Origin of the sequence: Microbacterium ulmi (assembly GCF_011759705.1) — a bacterium.
GTDB classification, from domain to species: Bacteria; Actinomycetota; Actinomycetes; order Actinomycetales; family Microbacteriaceae; genus Microbacterium; species Microbacterium ulmi.
In genome coordinates, this window is the sequence record NZ_JAAOZF010000001.1 from 293,854 (window position 1) to 310,186 (window position 16,333).

Below are 16,333 nucleotides of genomic sequence, written 5' to 3' on the forward strand. Positions count from 1 at the left end.
GGCCAGGAGGTCAGAGGGTCAGGAAGGCAGCAGGCCACGAGCCCAGTAGACAAGGGGCCAGGGGCCGCGAGGCCGCGGACGGGATGCCGGACAGCACGTCAGCCCGCGGCCTCCAGCATGCGCTCGGGCTCGAAGAGCTCGCGGGCGGCACCCGTCTCGTCTCGCGGGAGCGCGGATCCCGAGCTCGCAGGAGCGCGCTCGCCGACCGGCACCGGCCGTGGAGCAGGCCGGGTCTCGGCGGGCAGCGCCTCGATCTCGCCTCCGGCGCCGGGCAGCAGCATCCGCCCGCTGCGCGGCACGGGCCAGCGCCTGCTCGACACCGTCACGGTGAGCGCCCGCCCTGCGAGGTAGCCGTGACCGCGGCCGAGCCCCGACCACTCGGGATCGCCGAGCCCGAGGACGGCCTCGGCCTGCGGCCACGGCCCCTGCACGAGCAGCACGGCGCCGCGGTCGCGCAGCCGCGCCGCGAGCCGCGACACCTCGGCGGCCCCTGCGCGCGAGCCGGGACGCACCGCGACGACCGGCAGCACCTCTGAGACCGTCGACGTGACGGCGAGCCACCGCGCACCGGGATCGGGGACGAGGACGAGCCGCGACAGATCGACCCCCAGCCGCTCGGCGGCCTCGGCGCCGAGCTCGGGCATCCCGATCGCGCCGCACCACGACCCCGCCTGCGACGGGCCGGCGAGCAGCGCGAGCAGCAGGGATGCGGAGGGTGCGAGCGAATACGCGGCCCCCTGCCGAAGCCCGCCGCCGGGGAGCAGCGCCGCGAGCGCGGGGTGCACGGGGAGCACGGGCGCGTCGAGCCTGCGCCCCTGCACGCGTTCGAGCTGGGCGCGCAGACGCAGCACGTCGGGATCCTGCTCCTGCCGGAGCGTCTCGGTGCGCACGATCGCCCTCATCCTTGAATGATAGAACAGATGTTCTAACGTTCGATCAGATGAGGGGGACGCTACCGCCTGCTGCCGACATCGGGGGATGGGCCGAGGATGAATCGTGTCGATTCTCCCCGGGCATTCCGCAGAGGAGATCGACGGGCGAGATCAGGCCCGTGCGACCTGCCGAGTCGTCGCGATGCGCGCGAAGCCGCCTGCCTGCAGCACGAGCGCCGTCGCGGCCATGAGCTCGGCGGCGGTGCGCGCGACAGTGCCGAGGCCCGCGACATCCGTCGACAGGTCGAACGTGCGCGTCGCATCGAGGACGACCGTCACGTCGTAGCCGAGATTCCCCGCCATGCGCGCCGTCGTCTCGACGCACATGTTGGTCTGGATGCCGCACACGACGAGCTCCGAGACGCCCTCGCGCTGCAGCCACGCGTGCAGGTCGGGGTCGCCGTAGAACGCGGAGTTGACGCTCTTCGTCACGAACAGCGCGGGCTCGACGGCCGCGACGACCTCGACGAGCGCATTGCCCGGGGCCCCCGCGTGCAGCGGAGACGACGGCGACGGCGAGTCGTGCCGCACGACGACGATGGGCTCACCCGCACGCTCCCACGAGGAGACGAGCGCACCGACGTTCGCCTCGCAGTCGGGATTCGCGGTCGGACCCCAGTGCTCGAGGTCGTCGAAGCCGCGCTGCATGTCGATCACGATGAGGGCTCGGGGCATGCCCCCATCCCATCACGAGCCCGGTCGAGCCGGAGTGCCGCGGATGGCAGCGATCCTGCCGTCTTCCGCGTCGTTCCTGCCGGAACGCCCGGTTCGTCCGCTCACGCGGCGATCGCGAGGTATCTCTCCCACTGCGGGTCGCTGCGCTCCGTGCCGCGGACGGTCCACTGCGTGCCGTGCGGCGGCCTCGGGACGATCTTGAGCTCCCACCCCATCTCCTGCGGAGTGCGGTCGCCCTTGACGTTGTTGCAGCGCAGGCAGCACGCGACGAGGTTCTCCCATGAGTCCGCGCCGCCGCGCGAGCGGGGAAGCACATGGTCGATCGTCGACGCGGACTTGCCGCAGTAGGCGCAGCGGTGCGCGTCGCGCCGCAGCACGCCGCGGCGCGTCACGGGGATGTGCCGGCCTCCGGGAACCCGGACGTAGCGCGTGAGGAGGATGACGGCAGGTCTGTCGAAGGCGGCCCGCGTCCCCCACACGGGCAGTCCGTCGACGTGTTCGACGACGGTGGCCTTCTCGTTCATCACGAGCACGAGGGCCCGCTTGAACGACACGATCGCGAGCGGCTCGTAGCCCGCGTTGAGCACCAGAGTGCGCATTCCTCATCCTCTCGAACGGCCCGGGACGGCTTCCCGGGTTTATTCGATGCCGACGATTCGAGGCACGCAGGGCATGAAAAAGGCGCTGTCTACAGACAGCGCCTTGGACGCACGGCAACGCCGTGGCATCCGGTCTCATGATGCCGAAGGACCAGCAGGCCGAGCGCATCCATGGTTCGGATGCGTGGTGTGCGGTCCATCGGCGCCCTCCGCTTCTCTCAGCGTCGGGTTTCAGGCTAACGCACGCGCAGGACACGCGGGCCGAACGCCCCACTGAACGTCACGTGGCGTGTCGGCGAACGGATGCCGCGGCATCCGCTCCCACGGCCTACCCGGCGTTGGCCTGCAGGTAGGCGAGCGGGTCGACGAGCGTCCCGTTGATGCGCACTTCGAAGTGGAGGTGGTTCGCGGTCGAGCTGCCCGTGCTGCCGACCAGGCCGATCAGCTGACCCGCCGAGACCGTCTGCCCCGCCGAGACCTGACGGCTGCCGTAGGTCATGTGGCCGTACAGCGTCGAGACGAGCTGGCCGTTGATGACGTGGTCGATCGTGACGGCGACGCCGTACCCGAAGTAGCTCTCCGACGAGATGCGCACGACGCCGTCGGCCATCGCGAAGATCGGCGTGCCGCCGGCGGTGAGCATGTCGACGCCCTGATGCGCGCCGCCGCGCGACATGAAGCCGTCGCCGATGTAGTCGATGTGCGCGAGGGGCCAGCGCACCGCGCCGGATCCCGGGGCGACCATGTTGAGGTTGATCTTCGTCCGCGCCGACGCGACGGAGCTCGCGAGAGCGCGGGCGCGCTCTGCCGCCGCCTCCTGCGCCTTCTTCTTGTCGATCTCTTCCTGGGTCGTCGCGTCGTAGCTCTGGCGCGAGAGCGCCGCGTGCGTCGCATCGGAGGCGACCACGAGCGTCTGCGCGTCGTCGACGGCGGCCTGCTGCATCGTCATGGCCTCGGCCGCGGGCTGGCGCGTGCTGAAGGCGGGAAGCGCGATCGAGACGATGAGGCCTCCGACGACGCTGAGGATCACGAGGCTGCGCAGAGGCCGGAGGGTGCGGCGGGGGCCCTTGGCCGCAGCCGGACGTGCGGCAGCCGGTCGCCCTCGGCGCGCGACTGTGGCCGCGGCGGCGACGGAGCGCCCGCTGCGACGTGTGACACCGGTCACGGTGTTCTCGCCCGCGGGCGATTCGATCTCTTCAGCCAAACTGTCCTCCGGCGCCTCTGCACCGGATGACTCGCACCGTGGCGCTGGCTCGTCAGCACTGTGTGTCGGGGCACGATGTGCGGGCTTCACCACGTGGACGACGAGCCGCTGAGGCAATCCGCGTGGGGTCCGTCGGCGGGCTTCTCGCCTGTGGACCCTCCGAGGCTACCCGAATGTCACGATTCTGTCACGTTGGCGACCTGGCAGAACCCTGGGGACTACCTCCGGTCGTCGACCAGGAAGATGTGCGACGCGACCTCCACGGGCAGCTCGAGGCCCTGATCGCTGCCGTGCATCTCGACGAGCACGTATCCCTCGCTGTAGCGGTAGTCGCCCACGGCGCCGGGCACGACTCCGGCGCCCTTGAGCTGCTGCAGCAGCTCGGGATCGACCTGAGCGGGCTCCGCGAGGCGGCGCACCGTGCCCGAGATCGGCTCGCCCGCCTCGTTCAGACGGCGGACGAGGCCGACGACGCCCTGCGCGAACGTGTTGGCGGGCAGGTCGCCGAGCTGGTCGAGCCCCGGGATCGGGTTGCCGTACGGAGACTCGGTCGGATGCCCCAGCAGCTCGACGAGGCGCCGCTCGACCTGCTCGCTCATGACGTGCTCCCAGCGGCAGGCCTCTTCGTGCACGTATGCCCAGTCCAGTCCGATGACGTCGCTCAGGAGCCGCTCCGCCAGGCGGTGCTTGCGCATGACGTCGACCGCCTTCTGGCGGCCCGCGTGCGTCAGCTCGAGCGTGCGGTCGTCCGAGACGACGACGAGGCCGTCGCGCTCCATGCGGCCGACGGTCTGCGACACCGTCGGGCCGGAGTGGCCGAGGCGCTCCGAGATGCGTGCGCGCAGAGGCACGATGCTCTCCTCCTCGAGCTCGAGGATCGTGCGCAGGTACATCTCGGTCGTGTCGATCAGATCGGCCATGTGTGGTTTCCTCGCAGGGGTGGCGCGTGCCTTCCCAGCCTAGTCAATGGCGGGGCGCCGGGATCCGCCGCCGGATGCCGCGCCATGGGCCGGCGTGTTACCGTGGCGGCATCCAGGAGCAGACGGGGGGTGCGCGGATGCCGTCCTTCGGCCCTGTGCTGCGGTCCCTTCTCGTGACCGTCGCGCTCCTGTCCGCGTTCGAGGCGATCCGGCCGCTCGAGCACGGTGCCGCAGGCGTCGTCATCGGACTCGTCGCCCTCGCGATCCTCGCGCTCGCCGTGTGCGTCGTCGCGGGCCCCGGCATCCTGCGCGCATCGTGGACGGCGCCGCGGCGCGAGCGCGACCCGTCCGCCGTCGTCGCGCAGAGCGATCCGGATGCCGCGGGCCACGCCCGCCCCAGGGCGCCCTCCGTCGCGGCCTCGGCCGCGTAGCAGCCCCGCGCACCACCGCCTCCGCCGTCGGCGGGGTGTCGTCGTGTCCGCAGGAGCCGTCGCGGCCGCATCCGCGACCCCTCCCCTTCGACGATCGGACACGCCCGTGGACCTCTCCGCCCTCCCGCCCATCGCCGCGATCCTGAATGCCGCCTCCTCGGGGCTGCTGGGACTCGCGAGCCTGCTCGACCCGCTCATCGGCACCGCCTCCGCCGCGGCCGCCATCATCCTCGTGACGCTTCTCGTCCGCTGCGCCCTCATCCCCGTCGGCATCTCGCAGGCCCGTGCGGAGCAGACCCGCGCACGGCTCGCGCCCCGCCTCCGCGAGCTCCAGAAGCGCCACGGCCGCGATCGCGAGAGGCTGCAGCGCGAGACGATGAAGCTGTATGCCGACGAGAAGGCGTCGCCGCTCGCCGGATGCCTTCCCCTCCTCATCCAGGCGCCCGTCGTGGGGCTCATCTACACGCTCTTCCTGCATCCCGCGATCGCGGGTCAGCCGAACGCGCTGCTGTCGCACGATCTGCTGGGCGTGCCCCTCGGCACGAGTCTCGCCGGCGCGGCGACGCACGGCGCCCTCGACGCGACCACGGGCGTCGTTCTCGGCGCCATCGTCCTGCTCATCGCCTGCGTGGGCGAGATCACGCGGCGGATGTTCCGGGTCTCGCCTCCCGCGGGCGGCGAGGCGACGACGATGCTGCGGATGATGGGCCTGCTGCAGTATGCGAGCGCCGTGGCGGCGGTGTTCGTGCCGCTCGCGGCCGGGCTGTACCTCGTCGTGACCGTCACGTGGACGCTCGTGCAGCGGATCGTCCTGCGTCGCCGGTTCCCCCTCCCTCCCGGATGAGGGCGCGGGCCGGCACGCGGCGTGTCACCGGCCGTCACCGGCCCCAAGCGCGACGCCGCGCGGACCTAGAATCGGGGTCATGGCCCACGTGACGCTGCCCCGAGACATCCTCCCCGCCGACGGACGCTTCGGATGCGGCCCGTCGAAGGTCCGCGACGCGCAGCTCGAGGCTCTCGTCGGCCCCGGCCGGTCTCTGCTGGGCACGTCGCACCGGCAGGCGCCCGTCAAGAACCTCGTCGGACAGGTGCGCGTGCAGCTGAACGACCTGTTCCGCGCGCCCGAGGGCTACGAGATCATCCTTGGCAACGGAGGCTCGACGGCGTTCTGGGATGCCGCCGCCTTCGGCCTCATCGAGAAGCGCAGCCAGAACCTCGTCTTCGGCGAGTTCGGCGGCAAGTTCGCCGCCGCCGCGAAGGCGCCGTGGCTCGAGGCCCCCGACGTGCGCGACGCGGCGGCCGGCACGCGCGCGTCGGCGGAGGCCGTCGAAGGCGTCGACGTGTACGCGTGGCCGCACAACGAGACCTCGACGGGCGTCGCGGCGCCGATCGAGCGCGTCGCGGGCGACGACGGCGCGCTGACGGTCATCGACGCGACGAGCGCGGCGGGCGGCATCAACTTCCGCGCGACCGAGGCCGACGTGTACTACTTCGCGCCCCAGAAGAACCTCGGGTCCGACGGCGGCCTGTGGTTCGCGCTCGTCTCGCCCGCCGCGGTCGAGCGGATCGAGCGGATCGCGGCATCCGGGCGATACATCCCCGAGTTCCTGAGCCTGAAGAACGCGCTCGACAACTCGCGGCTGAACCAGACCCTCAACACCCCCGCGCTGACGACGCTGTTCCTGCTCGACAAGCAGCTCGAGTGGATCACGCAGAGCGGCGGGCTGCAGTGGGCCGACGGCCGCACGCGCGAGTCCTCGCAGGTGCTCTACGACTGGGCCGCGGCATCCTCCTACGCGACGCCGTTCGTCGCCGACCCGGCAGACCGCTCCCCCGTCGTCGTGACGATCGACTTCGACGAGTCCGTCGACGCCGCCGCCGTCGCGAAGAGCCTCCGCGCCAACGGGATCGTCGACACCGAGCCGTACCGCAAGCTCGGCCGCAACCAGCTGCGGGTCGCCACGTTCGTCTCGATCGAGCCGGGCGACGTGCGTCAGCTCGTCAAGTGCATCGACTACACGGTCGAGCACCTCGCGGGCTGACGCACGCCCGAGTCCTAGACGCGGATGCGGCCCAGGCTGTTCTGCCCCTCGTAGACCAGCCGCTGCCCGAAGTAGTACACGAGCACCATCGGCACGGTCAGGAGCATGCCTCCCGCCATGATGAGGTTCCACTCCGGCGTCTGCCCGACGTTGCTCGTCTGCGTCATGGCGTAGAGCCCCAGCGCGAGCGGGTACCGGTCCGGATCGCTGATGTAGATCAGCGGGCCGAGGAAGTTCCCCCACGTGAACGTGAACGTGAAGATCGCGACGGTGGCCATCGCGGGGGCCGAGAGGGGGACGACGATCCGCCACCAGATCCCGAAGAAGCCCAGGCCGTCCAGGCGCGCGGCCTCGTCGTACTCCGTCGGGATCTGCATGATGAACTGCCGCATCAGGAAGATGCTGTAGCCGCTGCCGACGATCTGCGGCACGATGAGCGGCCAGAACGTGTTGATCCAGTCGAGGTACTGGAACATCACGAACGTGGGGATGATCGTCGCCTCGTACGGGATCATGAGCGTCGCGAGCGTCGCGATGAACCAGAACCTGCGCCCCGGCGCGCGCAGCCGCGCGAGCGCGTAGCCGGCCATCGACGACGAGAGCACCTGCCCCACGATCGACGGCACCGTGATGACGAGCGAGTTGACGAAGTACGTGCCGAGGTCGGTGTCGGTGAAGATGCGGATGTAGTTGTCGATCTCGAAGGTCTCGGGCAGGAACCGCGGCGGGAACGTCGTCGCGTACTTCGAGTCGGCGAGCGAGGTCGTGACCATCCACAGCAGCGGCAGGATCATGAGGATCGCGCCGACGCCGAGCACGACGTAGGTCGAGACCCGGAAGCCGAGCGGAGTGCGATGACCCGCGTGGCGGCGGTGCCGCCTCGGCTTCCCCGTGACGATCAGCTCGGTGTGGGTCGCGGTGGCGGTCACTGCGCGACCTCCCCCTCGTAGTACACCCAGCGTCGAGACCAGCGCAGGATGACGGCGGTCACGGCGAGGATGAGCAGCACGAACAGCACCGAGATGGCCGACGCGTCGCCCATCTTCCCGAACTCGAAGGCGTTCGAGTACACGAGCGGCACGAGCATGACGGCTCCCGGATTGTGGCCCTGCGTCACGATGTAGACCTGGGCGAACACCTGCAGGGACCCGATGACGCCGATGATGAGGTTGAAGAGGATGATGGGCGAGAGCATGGGGATCGTGATCGACCAGAACCGCCGCCACGCCCCAGCCCCGTCGAGGGTCGCCGCCTCGTAGAGCATCGGGGAGATGCCCTGCAGCCCCGCGAGGAACAGGACCACGCCGCCGCCCATCTGCCAGACCCCCATGATGATGAGCCCGTTCTTGACCCAGGCGGGGTCGACGAGCCACGCGGGCCCGTCGATCCCCACCGTGCCGAGGATCGAGTTGACGATCCCGGACGGCGCCAGCAGCCAGCTCCACAGCATGACCACCGCGACGATCGGGATCGTGCTCGGCAGGTAGAACGCCGTCCGGAAGAACCTGCGCAGCACGAGCGGCTGGTTCAGCAGTACCGCGAACCCGATGCTCAGCGCGAGGTTGAGTGGCACGAGGATCACCGCGTAGTAGGCGGTGTTCCAGAACGCGAGCCAGAACGCGCTTCCCGGGGTGAACAGGAGGTCCGTGTAGTTGTCGAGGCCGACCCACTCCGGCGGCTGGAACAGGTTCCAGTCCGTGAAGCTCAGCAGGAACGTCGCGACGAGCGGGATCGCGAAGAGGAAGACCATCCCCACGAGCCAGGGCGACATGAAGAGGTAGAACGCCGTCGTCTCTCGCGTTCGAAGGCTCACGGACCTCTTCGTCCTCGCGTTCACCGTCATCGTCCGCTCGTACTCCCTCCGCGCTCGGCCGCGCACGGCGACATCGCGACGTCAATCATCGCCGAGGATGCCGTTGATGTGCTGCGCCGCGAGCGAGGTCGCGTCGTCCACCGATTCCGTCGACGTGAAGAACGGGTACAGGTCCTGCTCCCACTGCTTGAGGATCTCGTTGATCTGCGGCGGGTTCACCGTCGAGAAGATCTGCTCGGGGACCGAGGCGACCTCCGCGTAGCTGATGCCGCCGGGCAGGCCCGCCTCCCACTCGGGGATGAGCTCGTTGGCGCTCGGGACGTCCTGGCCGTTCGTCACGATCGGCCGCTGGCCGTCGGGCGTGAACATGTACCTGACGACCTCCCATGCGGCGGCCTGGTTCTTCGAGCGCGCGCCGACGGCGAGCCCCGTCCCGAAGGCCATCATCGTGGGCTCGCCCTGCTTCGCGACGGGAGGCGGCACGATGCCGAAGTCGATGCCCTGCTTGACGAACTCCGGGATGTTCCACAGTCCCGCCCAGATCATGGCGGTCTTGCCCTGCGCGAACAGCGCGTCGCGGTTCACGTTCTGCCCGAAGTCCGCGTAGTCCTGCAGCGTCGGCGAGACCTTGAGGTCTGTCGCGAGTCCGTTGTACTCCGTGAGCGCCTCGCGGTACTCGGGAGAGTCGACGGCCGCGGCATCCACCGCGTCGTTGAACATCGAGGCGCCGAAGGATGCCGTGACCGACTGGACCGCGTTGGGCCAGTTGTCGATCGAGACGCCCCACTGGGTCGTCGTCCCGCCGTCGCGGATCGTGGTCTTCTCGGCGGCGTCGACCATCTCGTCCCACGTCCAGCCCGCCTTCGGCTCGGGGACGCCCGCGCTCTGGAACATCGTCTTGTTGTAGTAGAAGACGATGTTTCCGCCGCGATCCGGCACCGCGTACTGCTTCCCGTCGACCTGGTATCCGGACACGCGACCGGGATCGACCGTGTCGGACAGGACGAGGCCGTCCTCGTCGATGAGCGGCGATAGATCGAGGATGCCGCCCCGCGACGCGAGCCCCGGGGTCTTCGAGCCGTCGACGAGGATGATGTCGGGCGAGCTGCCGCCCGCGATCATCGTGTCGACCTGCTGGTCGTAGTTCTCGACGGGGATGTTGCGGACCTTCACCGTGACGCCCGGGTGGTCGGCCGTGTAGGCGTCGGCCCGCTCCTGGTAGGTCTTGGTGTCGTTCTCGCTGCCCCAGATGGTCATGACGAGCGCGGCGTTCTCTGGATCTCCCTCGCCGCCGGCACCGCCTCCGCCGCCGCACGCGGCGAGCCCCGTCGCGAGCATCGAGATCGCCGCGATCGCGGCGGCGCGCCTGCCTGCCTTCCGAAGTCGGCTTTCGTGTTCCATGGTGATTCCTCTTCATTGAGTGGGTTCGTACAGGTGGATGGGATGCCGCTACGGCAACGAGTTGCCCGCGGCGAGGTAGAGGGAGTACCACTCCTCCCTCGTGAGCTCGACGTCGGCCGCGCGGGCGAGCTCGCGCACGCGAGCAGGTCGCGTCGTGCCGACGACGGGCAGCATTGCGGCGGGGTGGCGCAGCAGCCAGGCGACGGCGATCGCCGCCGGAGTGACGCCGTGGCGCCCCGCCTGCGCCGACAGCTCCTCGTTCAGCGCGGGGTATTCGGCGCTTCCGACGAGGCTGCCGGCGAAGTATCCGTGCTGGAGCACGGACCAGGGCTGGATAGTGATGCCGTGGAGACGGCAGTAGTCGAGCGTCCCCCCGTCGTGGTCGAGCGACGCAGCCGAGGCCATGTTGACGTTGAGCCCTGCGTCGATCAGCGGCGTGTGGGCGACGCTGAGCTGGAGCTGATCGGCCACGAGGGGCTGGCGCACACTGCCTGCGAGCAGCGCGATCTGACCGGCGCTGTGGTTGCTCACGCCGAAGTGGAGCACCTTGCCTGCCGCGTGCAGCTCGTCGAAGGCTGCCGCGACCTCGTCCGGGTCGACGAGGGCGTCGGGGCGGTGGAGGAGGAACAGGTCGAGCCGATCCGTCCGAAGCCGCCTGAGCGAGGCCTCCACCGCCGCGATGAGATGCGCCCCGGAGAGGTCGTAGCGTCCGGGCCGGATGCCGGCCTTGGACTGCAGCACGATCTCGTCGCGGCGCACGACTCCGGCATCCAGAGCACGCCCGAACGCCTCCTCGCATCGCCCGTCGGCGTAGATGTCGGCGTGGTCGAACACCGTGATGCCCTCGTCGCGAGCCGCCGTGAGCAGCGCGGCGAGGTCGGCGTCGGCCAGCGAGTCGATCCGCATGCAGCCGAGCGCGATCTGCGAGCCCCGCAGACCGGACCGGCCGATCTCGATGTCCTTCATCCGCGTCTCCTCAGTCGCGTCCGGCCGCCCAGCGGATCCCGCCGTGCAGGATCCGCTGGAACGACGGGCTGCGCCACGCCGAGTCGTCGTGCCCCGACTGGTAGCAGAAGACACGGCTGTCGCGGAACGAGCGGGTCCACGCGAGCGCGCGCAGGCTCTTCGGATGCGTCGTCTCCAGCAGAACACGATTGTCGGGGGTGGGCTCTGCCATGAGATACGACTCGTCGACGATGTCGAACTCGCCGAGTCCCGCCACGATGGGGTGCGACGGGTCGGTCACACGGCAGGTCAGCGTCTCGTTCTGGTGGAAGGTGAAGCTGCGGTCGGCGGTCCCCGACACCTCGTCCCAGGCCGGCCACTGCTCGTAGCTCAGGATCGCGTGATGCAGCAGGACGATGCCCTGCCCCGTCGTCCCGAGCTCCGACTCCACGTACTCTCGCCGCGCGTCGCCCTCGGCAGGCTCCGGGAAGCTCATGTTGTAGAACAGGAGCGCGTCGTACTCCCCTCGACGGGGATCCTTCACGAACACGTCCCATTCCTGCACGTAGGGATCGACGTCCGCGAGCCCGTCCAGCAGGTGCTGGAAGCTCTGCACGTCGTACGGATGCCACTCGGTGATGACAGCCGTCTTGATCAGGTCGGCCACTCGCATCCTCCCTGTCAGCCGAAGAACTTGTCGCGGAGCGCCCGCATGTACTCGAGCGTGACGGTCGTCTCGTACGCGTAGTCGATCGGGTCTGCCCCGGTCGAGCTCAGCCAGGGCGCGGCGACGGAGACCGTGCCGTGGTACCCGATGTCCTTGAGCAGCTGGAACAGCTCGTCGTACGCCGCCGTGCGGGGTCCGACGTTCGGCTGCGAGTGACCGTTGCCCTCGCCCGCCATCTGCACGTGCAGGCAGTACTCCGGCTCGTTCCGCACGACGTCGAACGACTCGCCGAGCTTGAGGAAGTAGTTGAGGTCGACCATCATCTTGACGGAGTCGCGGCGCACCGACTTCGCGAACGCGAGCCCCTCCGCATAGCTCGGGAAGAGCGTCGCAGGGTCGGCGTTCGGCTCGAGCGCGATCTGGATGCCGTACTTGTCGGCCTCGTCGGCGATGATGTTGCAGAAGCTCACGGCGTCGTCCCACGCCTTGGCGGTCGAATACCCGTTGTCCGCGCGGAAGAACCCGCCCCAGACGCCCGCGACCTTGACTCCGGCCTCCGCCATGCGGCGGAAGGAGCGGGAGGCCCAGAAGAGCTGCTGGTCACGGTCGTATGAGGGGCCCGATGCCTCGGTCCCGAAGCCGAAGAGCGGGTTGTCGCCGCTGATGTAGTGGCTCGCGACCGGGGTGGGCACGCCGGTCGCGCGGTAGCGGTCGCGGTTCTCGCGCCAGATGTGCTCGCTGTGCATCGGCAGGATGTGGACCGCGTTGGGGATCTCGAAGAAGTCCCATCCGCTCGCGATGTCCTCGAGCGGAACGACGTCGGTCACGAGGCCGAGCTGGATCTGGTGTGTCACTTTTCACCCGTTCTTGTCTTGTTTCGATGGAGTGCAGATCTCGGAACGGCTGCCTCGTCGCTTGTGTCCTCGCGCCGCCTCATCGCGTCCCGCGTTCTGCTCGGCGACAAGTTGACCGCACGCCCCGAGAGGGCGACAAGTGGGGGATGCGATGCACGAACAGGTGACACCTGATGTGTGGTGCTACTGTATCGGCGGAAAGGGTGCCCCGTGCCCAAGGCGTATCCGCAGGAGTTCCGCGACAGGGTCGTCGCGGCGGCGCGCGATCGCGCCGGGGGCGTCCCGCTGCGCCGGATCGCCGCCGACTCGGGGATCAGCGAGACGTGCCTGCAGAACTGGATGCGGCGGGCGGATGCCGCATCCGACCGCCCTTCCGCACGGTCCGCGCACAGCAGAGCGCCCGACGCGAGGCAGCTGCGCCTGATCGAGCAGGAGGACGAGGTCCTGCGGCGCGCCATCGCGTATCACGACCCCGCCGAGGGGCCCGCCGCAGCACGTCCGAGCAGGTTCTATCCGCTCGTGGGCGAGCTCGCGCGGGACGGCATCCCGATCGCCGTCACGTGCCGGGTCCTCCGGATCGCGCGGCAGCCGTACTACCGGTGGCTCGCGCGTCCCGTCTCGGATGCCGCGTGGATCGAGGCGCACCGCGTCGACGCGCTGATCGAGGCGCACAGGGCCGATGCGGCGGCGGGATACCGCGCGCTCGCCGAGGCCGCCGGCGAGCAGGGCTGGCCCATGGCGCAGCGCACGGCGTGGCGCCTGTGCCGTGGCAACGACGTGCGATCGGCCGCGCACGTCGCTCCCCAGGACCGCGGGCGGGCACCGTCTGGGTTCGAGCGCGCGGAGGTGCTGCCGCACGAGCTGACGGCATCGAGGCCCGGCGTGCTGTGGCTCGCCCGGCTCACGGAGCACGGCACGACGCACGGCAAGCGCCACCTGTGCCTGATCCGCGACATGTTCTCGCGGCGCGTCGTCGGCTACGCGGTCGGGGAGCGCACGAGCGCGTCGCTCGCCGTGGCCGCCATCGACGACGCGGTCGCGCGGATGGGCGACCCCGTCGGCTGCACGCTCTGGTCGGACAAGGGCAGCCAGTTCCAGTCACGCGCCTTCAGCCGCGCGCTCTCGCGTCACGGGCTCGTGCCGTCGCCGGCTCGCGTGGGTGCGGACGACGACCAGGAGCACGCCGAGGCGGCGCAGTTCTTCGCGGTGCTGCAGTCCCGCGGGCTCGCGCCGCGGTGACGCGCGCACGCGCGCCGTCGCACCCGCGGGAGGCGGGTCACTCCGCGAGCGGCGACGGCTGCGGGCCCAGCACCGACGATACGATCGCCTCGATCGCGAACTCGGTCGCCCGCGCGAGATCGACGCGCTCGGGGGCGAGCAGCCACTGCACCTGCAGACCGTCCATGACGGCGAGGATGCTGGCCGCGGCATCCTCGATCGTGTCCGGCGCCGTGATGCCGCGCTCGGCGCAGACGGCCGTGAACGCGTGCGCGACCTCGCCGCGCAGCTGCTCGTAGCGCGCCGTGAAGTACGCCTGCGCCGGATGGTCGTCCGTCACCGACTCGGCCGAGAGCACGACGAACGCCTGCACGATGCCCGCGCGCTGCGCGTTCGCGATCGCGGTGCGCACGAGGTGGCGGAACAGCGGCATGCCGTCGGGGATGTGCCGCTCCTCGAGGTCGGCGACATCGGACTCGTCCCGGTACCGGAGCACCTCGAGCAGGAGCTGGTCCTTCGAGCCGAAGTGATGGAGGATTCCCGCGTGGGTCATGCCGACCTGGGCTGCGATGTCGACGAGGGTGCCCCCCGCGAACCCCTTGGCCCCGAAGATGTCGACGGCCGCGTCGAGGATCTCACGGCGGCGCACGAGCGTGGCGGGACGCGACTTGCGCTGAGGACGTGCGGCGTCCATCGGTCGATTCCACCTCCCTCGCGGACGCGGCGCCGCGTCCGCGGCCGGTCCGGTCACAGAGTCTACGCAGACGATGCGCATCCGTTATCTCGGCGACTTGATTTGCTTACTGACTCGACGGTAACTTAAACCAGCGCCGACGATGGCGCACACCGTGCACGAAGCCAATGATGTCCTCTCGCGGCGCAGGTCCGTGAGACCACCAAGAAGGAGAAGCAATGAGGCTGAAGTCCTCACTCGCTGCAGCGGGCCTCGCTGTCGCCCTCGCACTCACCGGGTGCTCGGCATCCGGCAACCAGGGCGGGGCCGCCGACGGCGCCGCCCTCACGATCGCCAAGCCGGACGGCGCGATCGCATCCGAGAGCAACAACCCGTGGATCGGCGACTCGTCGGCCCTCAAGCTCGGCTACGTGAACGCCATCTTCGAGCCCCTCGCGTTCGTCAACGTGATCGCCGACAAGCCCGTGACCCCCTGGCTCGCCTCGGAGATCGAGTGGGCCGACGACTACCGGTCGGTCACGGTGACGGCGCGCGACGGCGTCACCTGGAACGACGGCGAGCCCTTCACGGCCGACGACATCAGGTTCACGTTCGAGCTCCTCCGCGACAACCCCGCGATCGAGCCCGCGGCCCTCGGAATCACGGACGTGACCGTCGACGGCGACAAGGTCACGATCGGGTTCCAGACCTCGGTGTTCGTCAAGCAGGACAAGGTCCTCGAGAAGTTCATCGTCCCCGAGCACATCTGGAAGGACGTCGAGGACGTCACGACCGAGACGAACCCCGAGCCGGTCGGCACGGGTCCCTACACGCTCACGAGCTTCAGCTCGCAGAGCGTGCAGCTCGACCAGCGAGACGACTACTGGGGCGGCGAGCTCGCCGTGCCGACGCTGTACTTCGTCTCGTACAACGACAACACGGCCCTCACGACGGCACTCGCCAACGGCGACGCCGACTGGGCGCAGGGGTTCATCCCGAACATCGAGGACGCGTACCTGTCGAAGGACGAGCACAACCAGTACTGGGCTCCCGCCGGGCTCGGTGTCGACGCGCTGTGGTTCAACGTCACGAAGAAGCCGTTCGACGACAAGGCGCTGCGCCAGGCGCTGAACCTCATCGTCGACCGCGACCAGCACCGTGAGGTCGCCCGCGAGGGCAGCGTCCCTGCGCTGACGTCGGTGACGGGGCTCCCGCAGCCCGCGGGCGACCCGTTCATCATCGATCGGTTCCAGGGCGAGGAGTACACGGTCGACGTCGACGGCGCCAAGGCCATCCTCGAGGCGGCCGGATACACGTGGGACGGCGCAGGCAAGCTCATCGACCCGGACGGCGAGCAGGTCACCTTCACGCTGCAGGTCCCCCAGGGCTGGAGCGACTACGTGACCGGCATCACCCTCATCGCGGAGGAGGTCAAGGCGATCGGCATCGACGCGACCGTCGACACCCCCGACGTCGACACGTGGTGGGCCGCCAAGGGCACGGGCGACTTCGACGCGATCCTGCACTGGACCGACACGGGCCTGACCCCGTGGGACATCTACTCCAACATCATGGACGGCGCCCGCTACCTCCCGATCGGCGAGCAGTCGGAGCAGTACAACTTCGGCCGCTTCAACGACCCGGAGATCACGCAGGCGCTCGCCGACTACGCGAACGCCGCCGACGACGCGACTCGCCAGACGGCGCTGGAGAAGATCCAGACGTCGTTCGTCGACGAGGCCGTCGCCCTGCCGATCGGAACGCGCCCCTTCATCGGCGAGTTCAACACGCGCAACTACGTCGGCTGGCCGTCGGAGGAGGATCCGTACGCGGTTCCCGAGCCGACCCGCCCGCAGATGCTGCTGGTGCTGACGAAGCTCCAGGCCGCCGAGTAGGCGCATGACAGGGTGGGTGCTCCCGGCCGCGTCCGGGGGCACCCACCCCCATGCAGGCAGGATC

General features: G+C 69.8%; 17 protein-coding genes. 5 read left to right on the plus strand and 12 right to left on the minus strand.

The features are described from left to right. Window positions 1–98: 98 nt before the first annotated feature. The 5 genes from FHS08_RS01380 to FHS08_RS01400 form a co-directional block, all read right to left on the minus strand. On the minus strand, window positions 99–902 hold the full coding sequence (locus FHS08_RS01380) for a hypothetical protein (RefSeq protein ID WP_243847189.1): 804 nt from the start codon (window positions 900–902) through the stop codon (window positions 99–101). A 141-nt stretch (window positions 903–1,043) separates the two neighbouring features. Next, complete coding sequence (locus FHS08_RS01385; RefSeq protein WP_167034786.1) at window positions 1,044–1,607, minus strand: cysteine hydrolase family protein; 564 nt, start codon at window positions 1,605–1,607, stop codon at window positions 1,044–1,046. A 101-nt stretch (window positions 1,608–1,708) separates the two neighbouring features. Next, window positions 1,709–2,206, minus strand: coding sequence for an HNH endonuclease (locus FHS08_RS01390; protein ID WP_167034788.1), 498 nt, complete (start codon window positions 2,204–2,206; stop codon window positions 1,709–1,711). A 328-nt stretch (window positions 2,207–2,534) separates the two neighbouring features. Further along, window positions 2,535–3,410 carry a M23 family metallopeptidase gene (locus FHS08_RS01395; protein ID WP_167034790.1) on the minus strand — a complete coding sequence of 292 codons (876 nt, stop codon included), beginning with the start codon at window positions 3,408–3,410 and terminating at the stop codon, window positions 2,535–2,537. 218 nt (window positions 3,411–3,628) lie between these two features. Further along, entirely contained in the window at window positions 3,629–4,330 is a 702-nt protein-coding gene (locus tag FHS08_RS01400; RefSeq protein WP_167034792.1) for an iron-dependent transcriptional repressor DtxR, read from the minus strand. A 137-nt stretch (window positions 4,331–4,467) separates the two neighbouring features. On the opposite strand from FHS08_RS01400, the gene FHS08_RS01405 reads away from it, so the two are divergent. From FHS08_RS01405 to serC, 3 genes are all read left to right on the plus strand, one after another. After that, a complete protein-coding gene (locus tag FHS08_RS01405; protein ID WP_167034794.1) occupies window positions 4,468–4,761 on the plus strand; it encodes a DUF6412 domain-containing protein in 294 nt (97 codons plus the stop codon). Between the two features lie 106 nt (window positions 4,762–4,867). Continuing rightward, window positions 4,868–5,605 carry a membrane protein insertase YidC gene (locus tag FHS08_RS01410; protein ID WP_167034796.1) on the plus strand — a complete coding sequence of 246 codons (738 nt, stop codon included), beginning with the start codon at window positions 4,868–4,870 and terminating at the stop codon, window positions 5,603–5,605. A gap of 79 nt (window positions 5,606–5,684) precedes the next feature. Next, on the plus strand, window positions 5,685–6,803 hold the full coding sequence (serC, locus tag FHS08_RS01415; RefSeq protein ID WP_167034798.1) for a phosphoserine transaminase: 1,119 nt from the start codon (window positions 5,685–5,687) through the stop codon (window positions 6,801–6,803). A gap of 14 nt (window positions 6,804–6,817) precedes the next feature. On the opposite strand, the gene FHS08_RS17200 is transcribed toward serC, so the two are convergent. The 6 genes from FHS08_RS17200 to FHS08_RS01445 form a co-directional block, all read right to left on the minus strand. Next, window positions 6,818–7,732, minus strand: a complete 915-nt coding sequence (locus FHS08_RS17200) for an ABC transporter permease subunit (RefSeq protein ID WP_208382183.1) — start codon at window positions 7,730–7,732, stop codon at window positions 6,818–6,820. Continuing rightward, window positions 7,729–8,616 carry an ABC transporter permease subunit gene (locus tag FHS08_RS01425; RefSeq protein ID WP_208382184.1) on the minus strand — a complete coding sequence of 296 codons (888 nt, stop codon included), beginning with the start codon at window positions 8,614–8,616 and terminating at the stop codon, window positions 7,729–7,731. Before FHS08_RS01425 ends, FHS08_RS17200 begins: the two co-directional genes overlap by 4 nt. Before the next feature lie 81 nt (window positions 8,617–8,697). After that, window positions 8,698–10,017, minus strand: a complete 1,320-nt coding sequence (locus FHS08_RS01430; RefSeq protein WP_167034802.1) for an ABC transporter substrate-binding protein — start codon at window positions 10,015–10,017, stop codon at window positions 8,698–8,700. Between the two features lie 48 nt (window positions 10,018–10,065). Continuing rightward, the gene (locus tag FHS08_RS01435; protein ID WP_167034804.1) at window positions 10,066–10,983 is read right to left on the minus strand and encodes an aldo/keto reductase; all 918 of its coding nucleotides are present in this window, start codon (window positions 10,981–10,983) and stop codon (window positions 10,066–10,068) included. Window positions 10,984–10,993: 10 nt separating this feature from the next. After that, entirely contained in the window at window positions 10,994–11,629 is a 636-nt protein-coding gene (locus FHS08_RS01440) for a ThuA domain-containing protein (RefSeq protein ID WP_167034806.1), read from the minus strand. 14 nt (window positions 11,630–11,643) lie between these two features. Next, complete coding sequence (locus FHS08_RS01445; protein ID WP_167034808.1) at window positions 11,644–12,483, minus strand: TIM barrel protein; 840 nt, start codon at window positions 12,481–12,483, stop codon at window positions 11,644–11,646. A gap of 210 nt (window positions 12,484–12,693) precedes the next feature. Here FHS08_RS01445 and FHS08_RS17205 point away from each other — a divergent pair, with 210 nt between their 5' ends. Beyond that, window positions 12,694–13,722, plus strand: coding sequence for a DDE-type integrase/transposase/recombinase (locus FHS08_RS17205; protein WP_167034810.1), 1,029 nt, complete (start codon window positions 12,694–12,696; stop codon window positions 13,720–13,722). A gap of 37 nt (window positions 13,723–13,759) precedes the next feature. On the opposite strand, the gene FHS08_RS01455 is transcribed toward FHS08_RS17205, so the two are convergent. Continuing rightward, the gene (locus FHS08_RS01455; RefSeq protein ID WP_167034812.1) at window positions 13,760–14,395 is read right to left on the minus strand and encodes a TetR/AcrR family transcriptional regulator; all 636 of its coding nucleotides are present in this window, start codon (window positions 14,393–14,395) and stop codon (window positions 13,760–13,762) included. A 218-nt stretch (window positions 14,396–14,613) separates the two neighbouring features. On the opposite strand from FHS08_RS01455, the gene FHS08_RS01460 reads away from it, so the two are divergent. Next, the gene (locus FHS08_RS01460; RefSeq protein ID WP_167034814.1) at window positions 14,614–16,269 is read left to right on the plus strand and encodes an ABC transporter substrate-binding protein; all 1,656 of its coding nucleotides are present in this window, start codon (window positions 14,614–14,616) and stop codon (window positions 16,267–16,269) included. Window positions 16,270–16,333 lie beyond the last annotated feature (64 nt).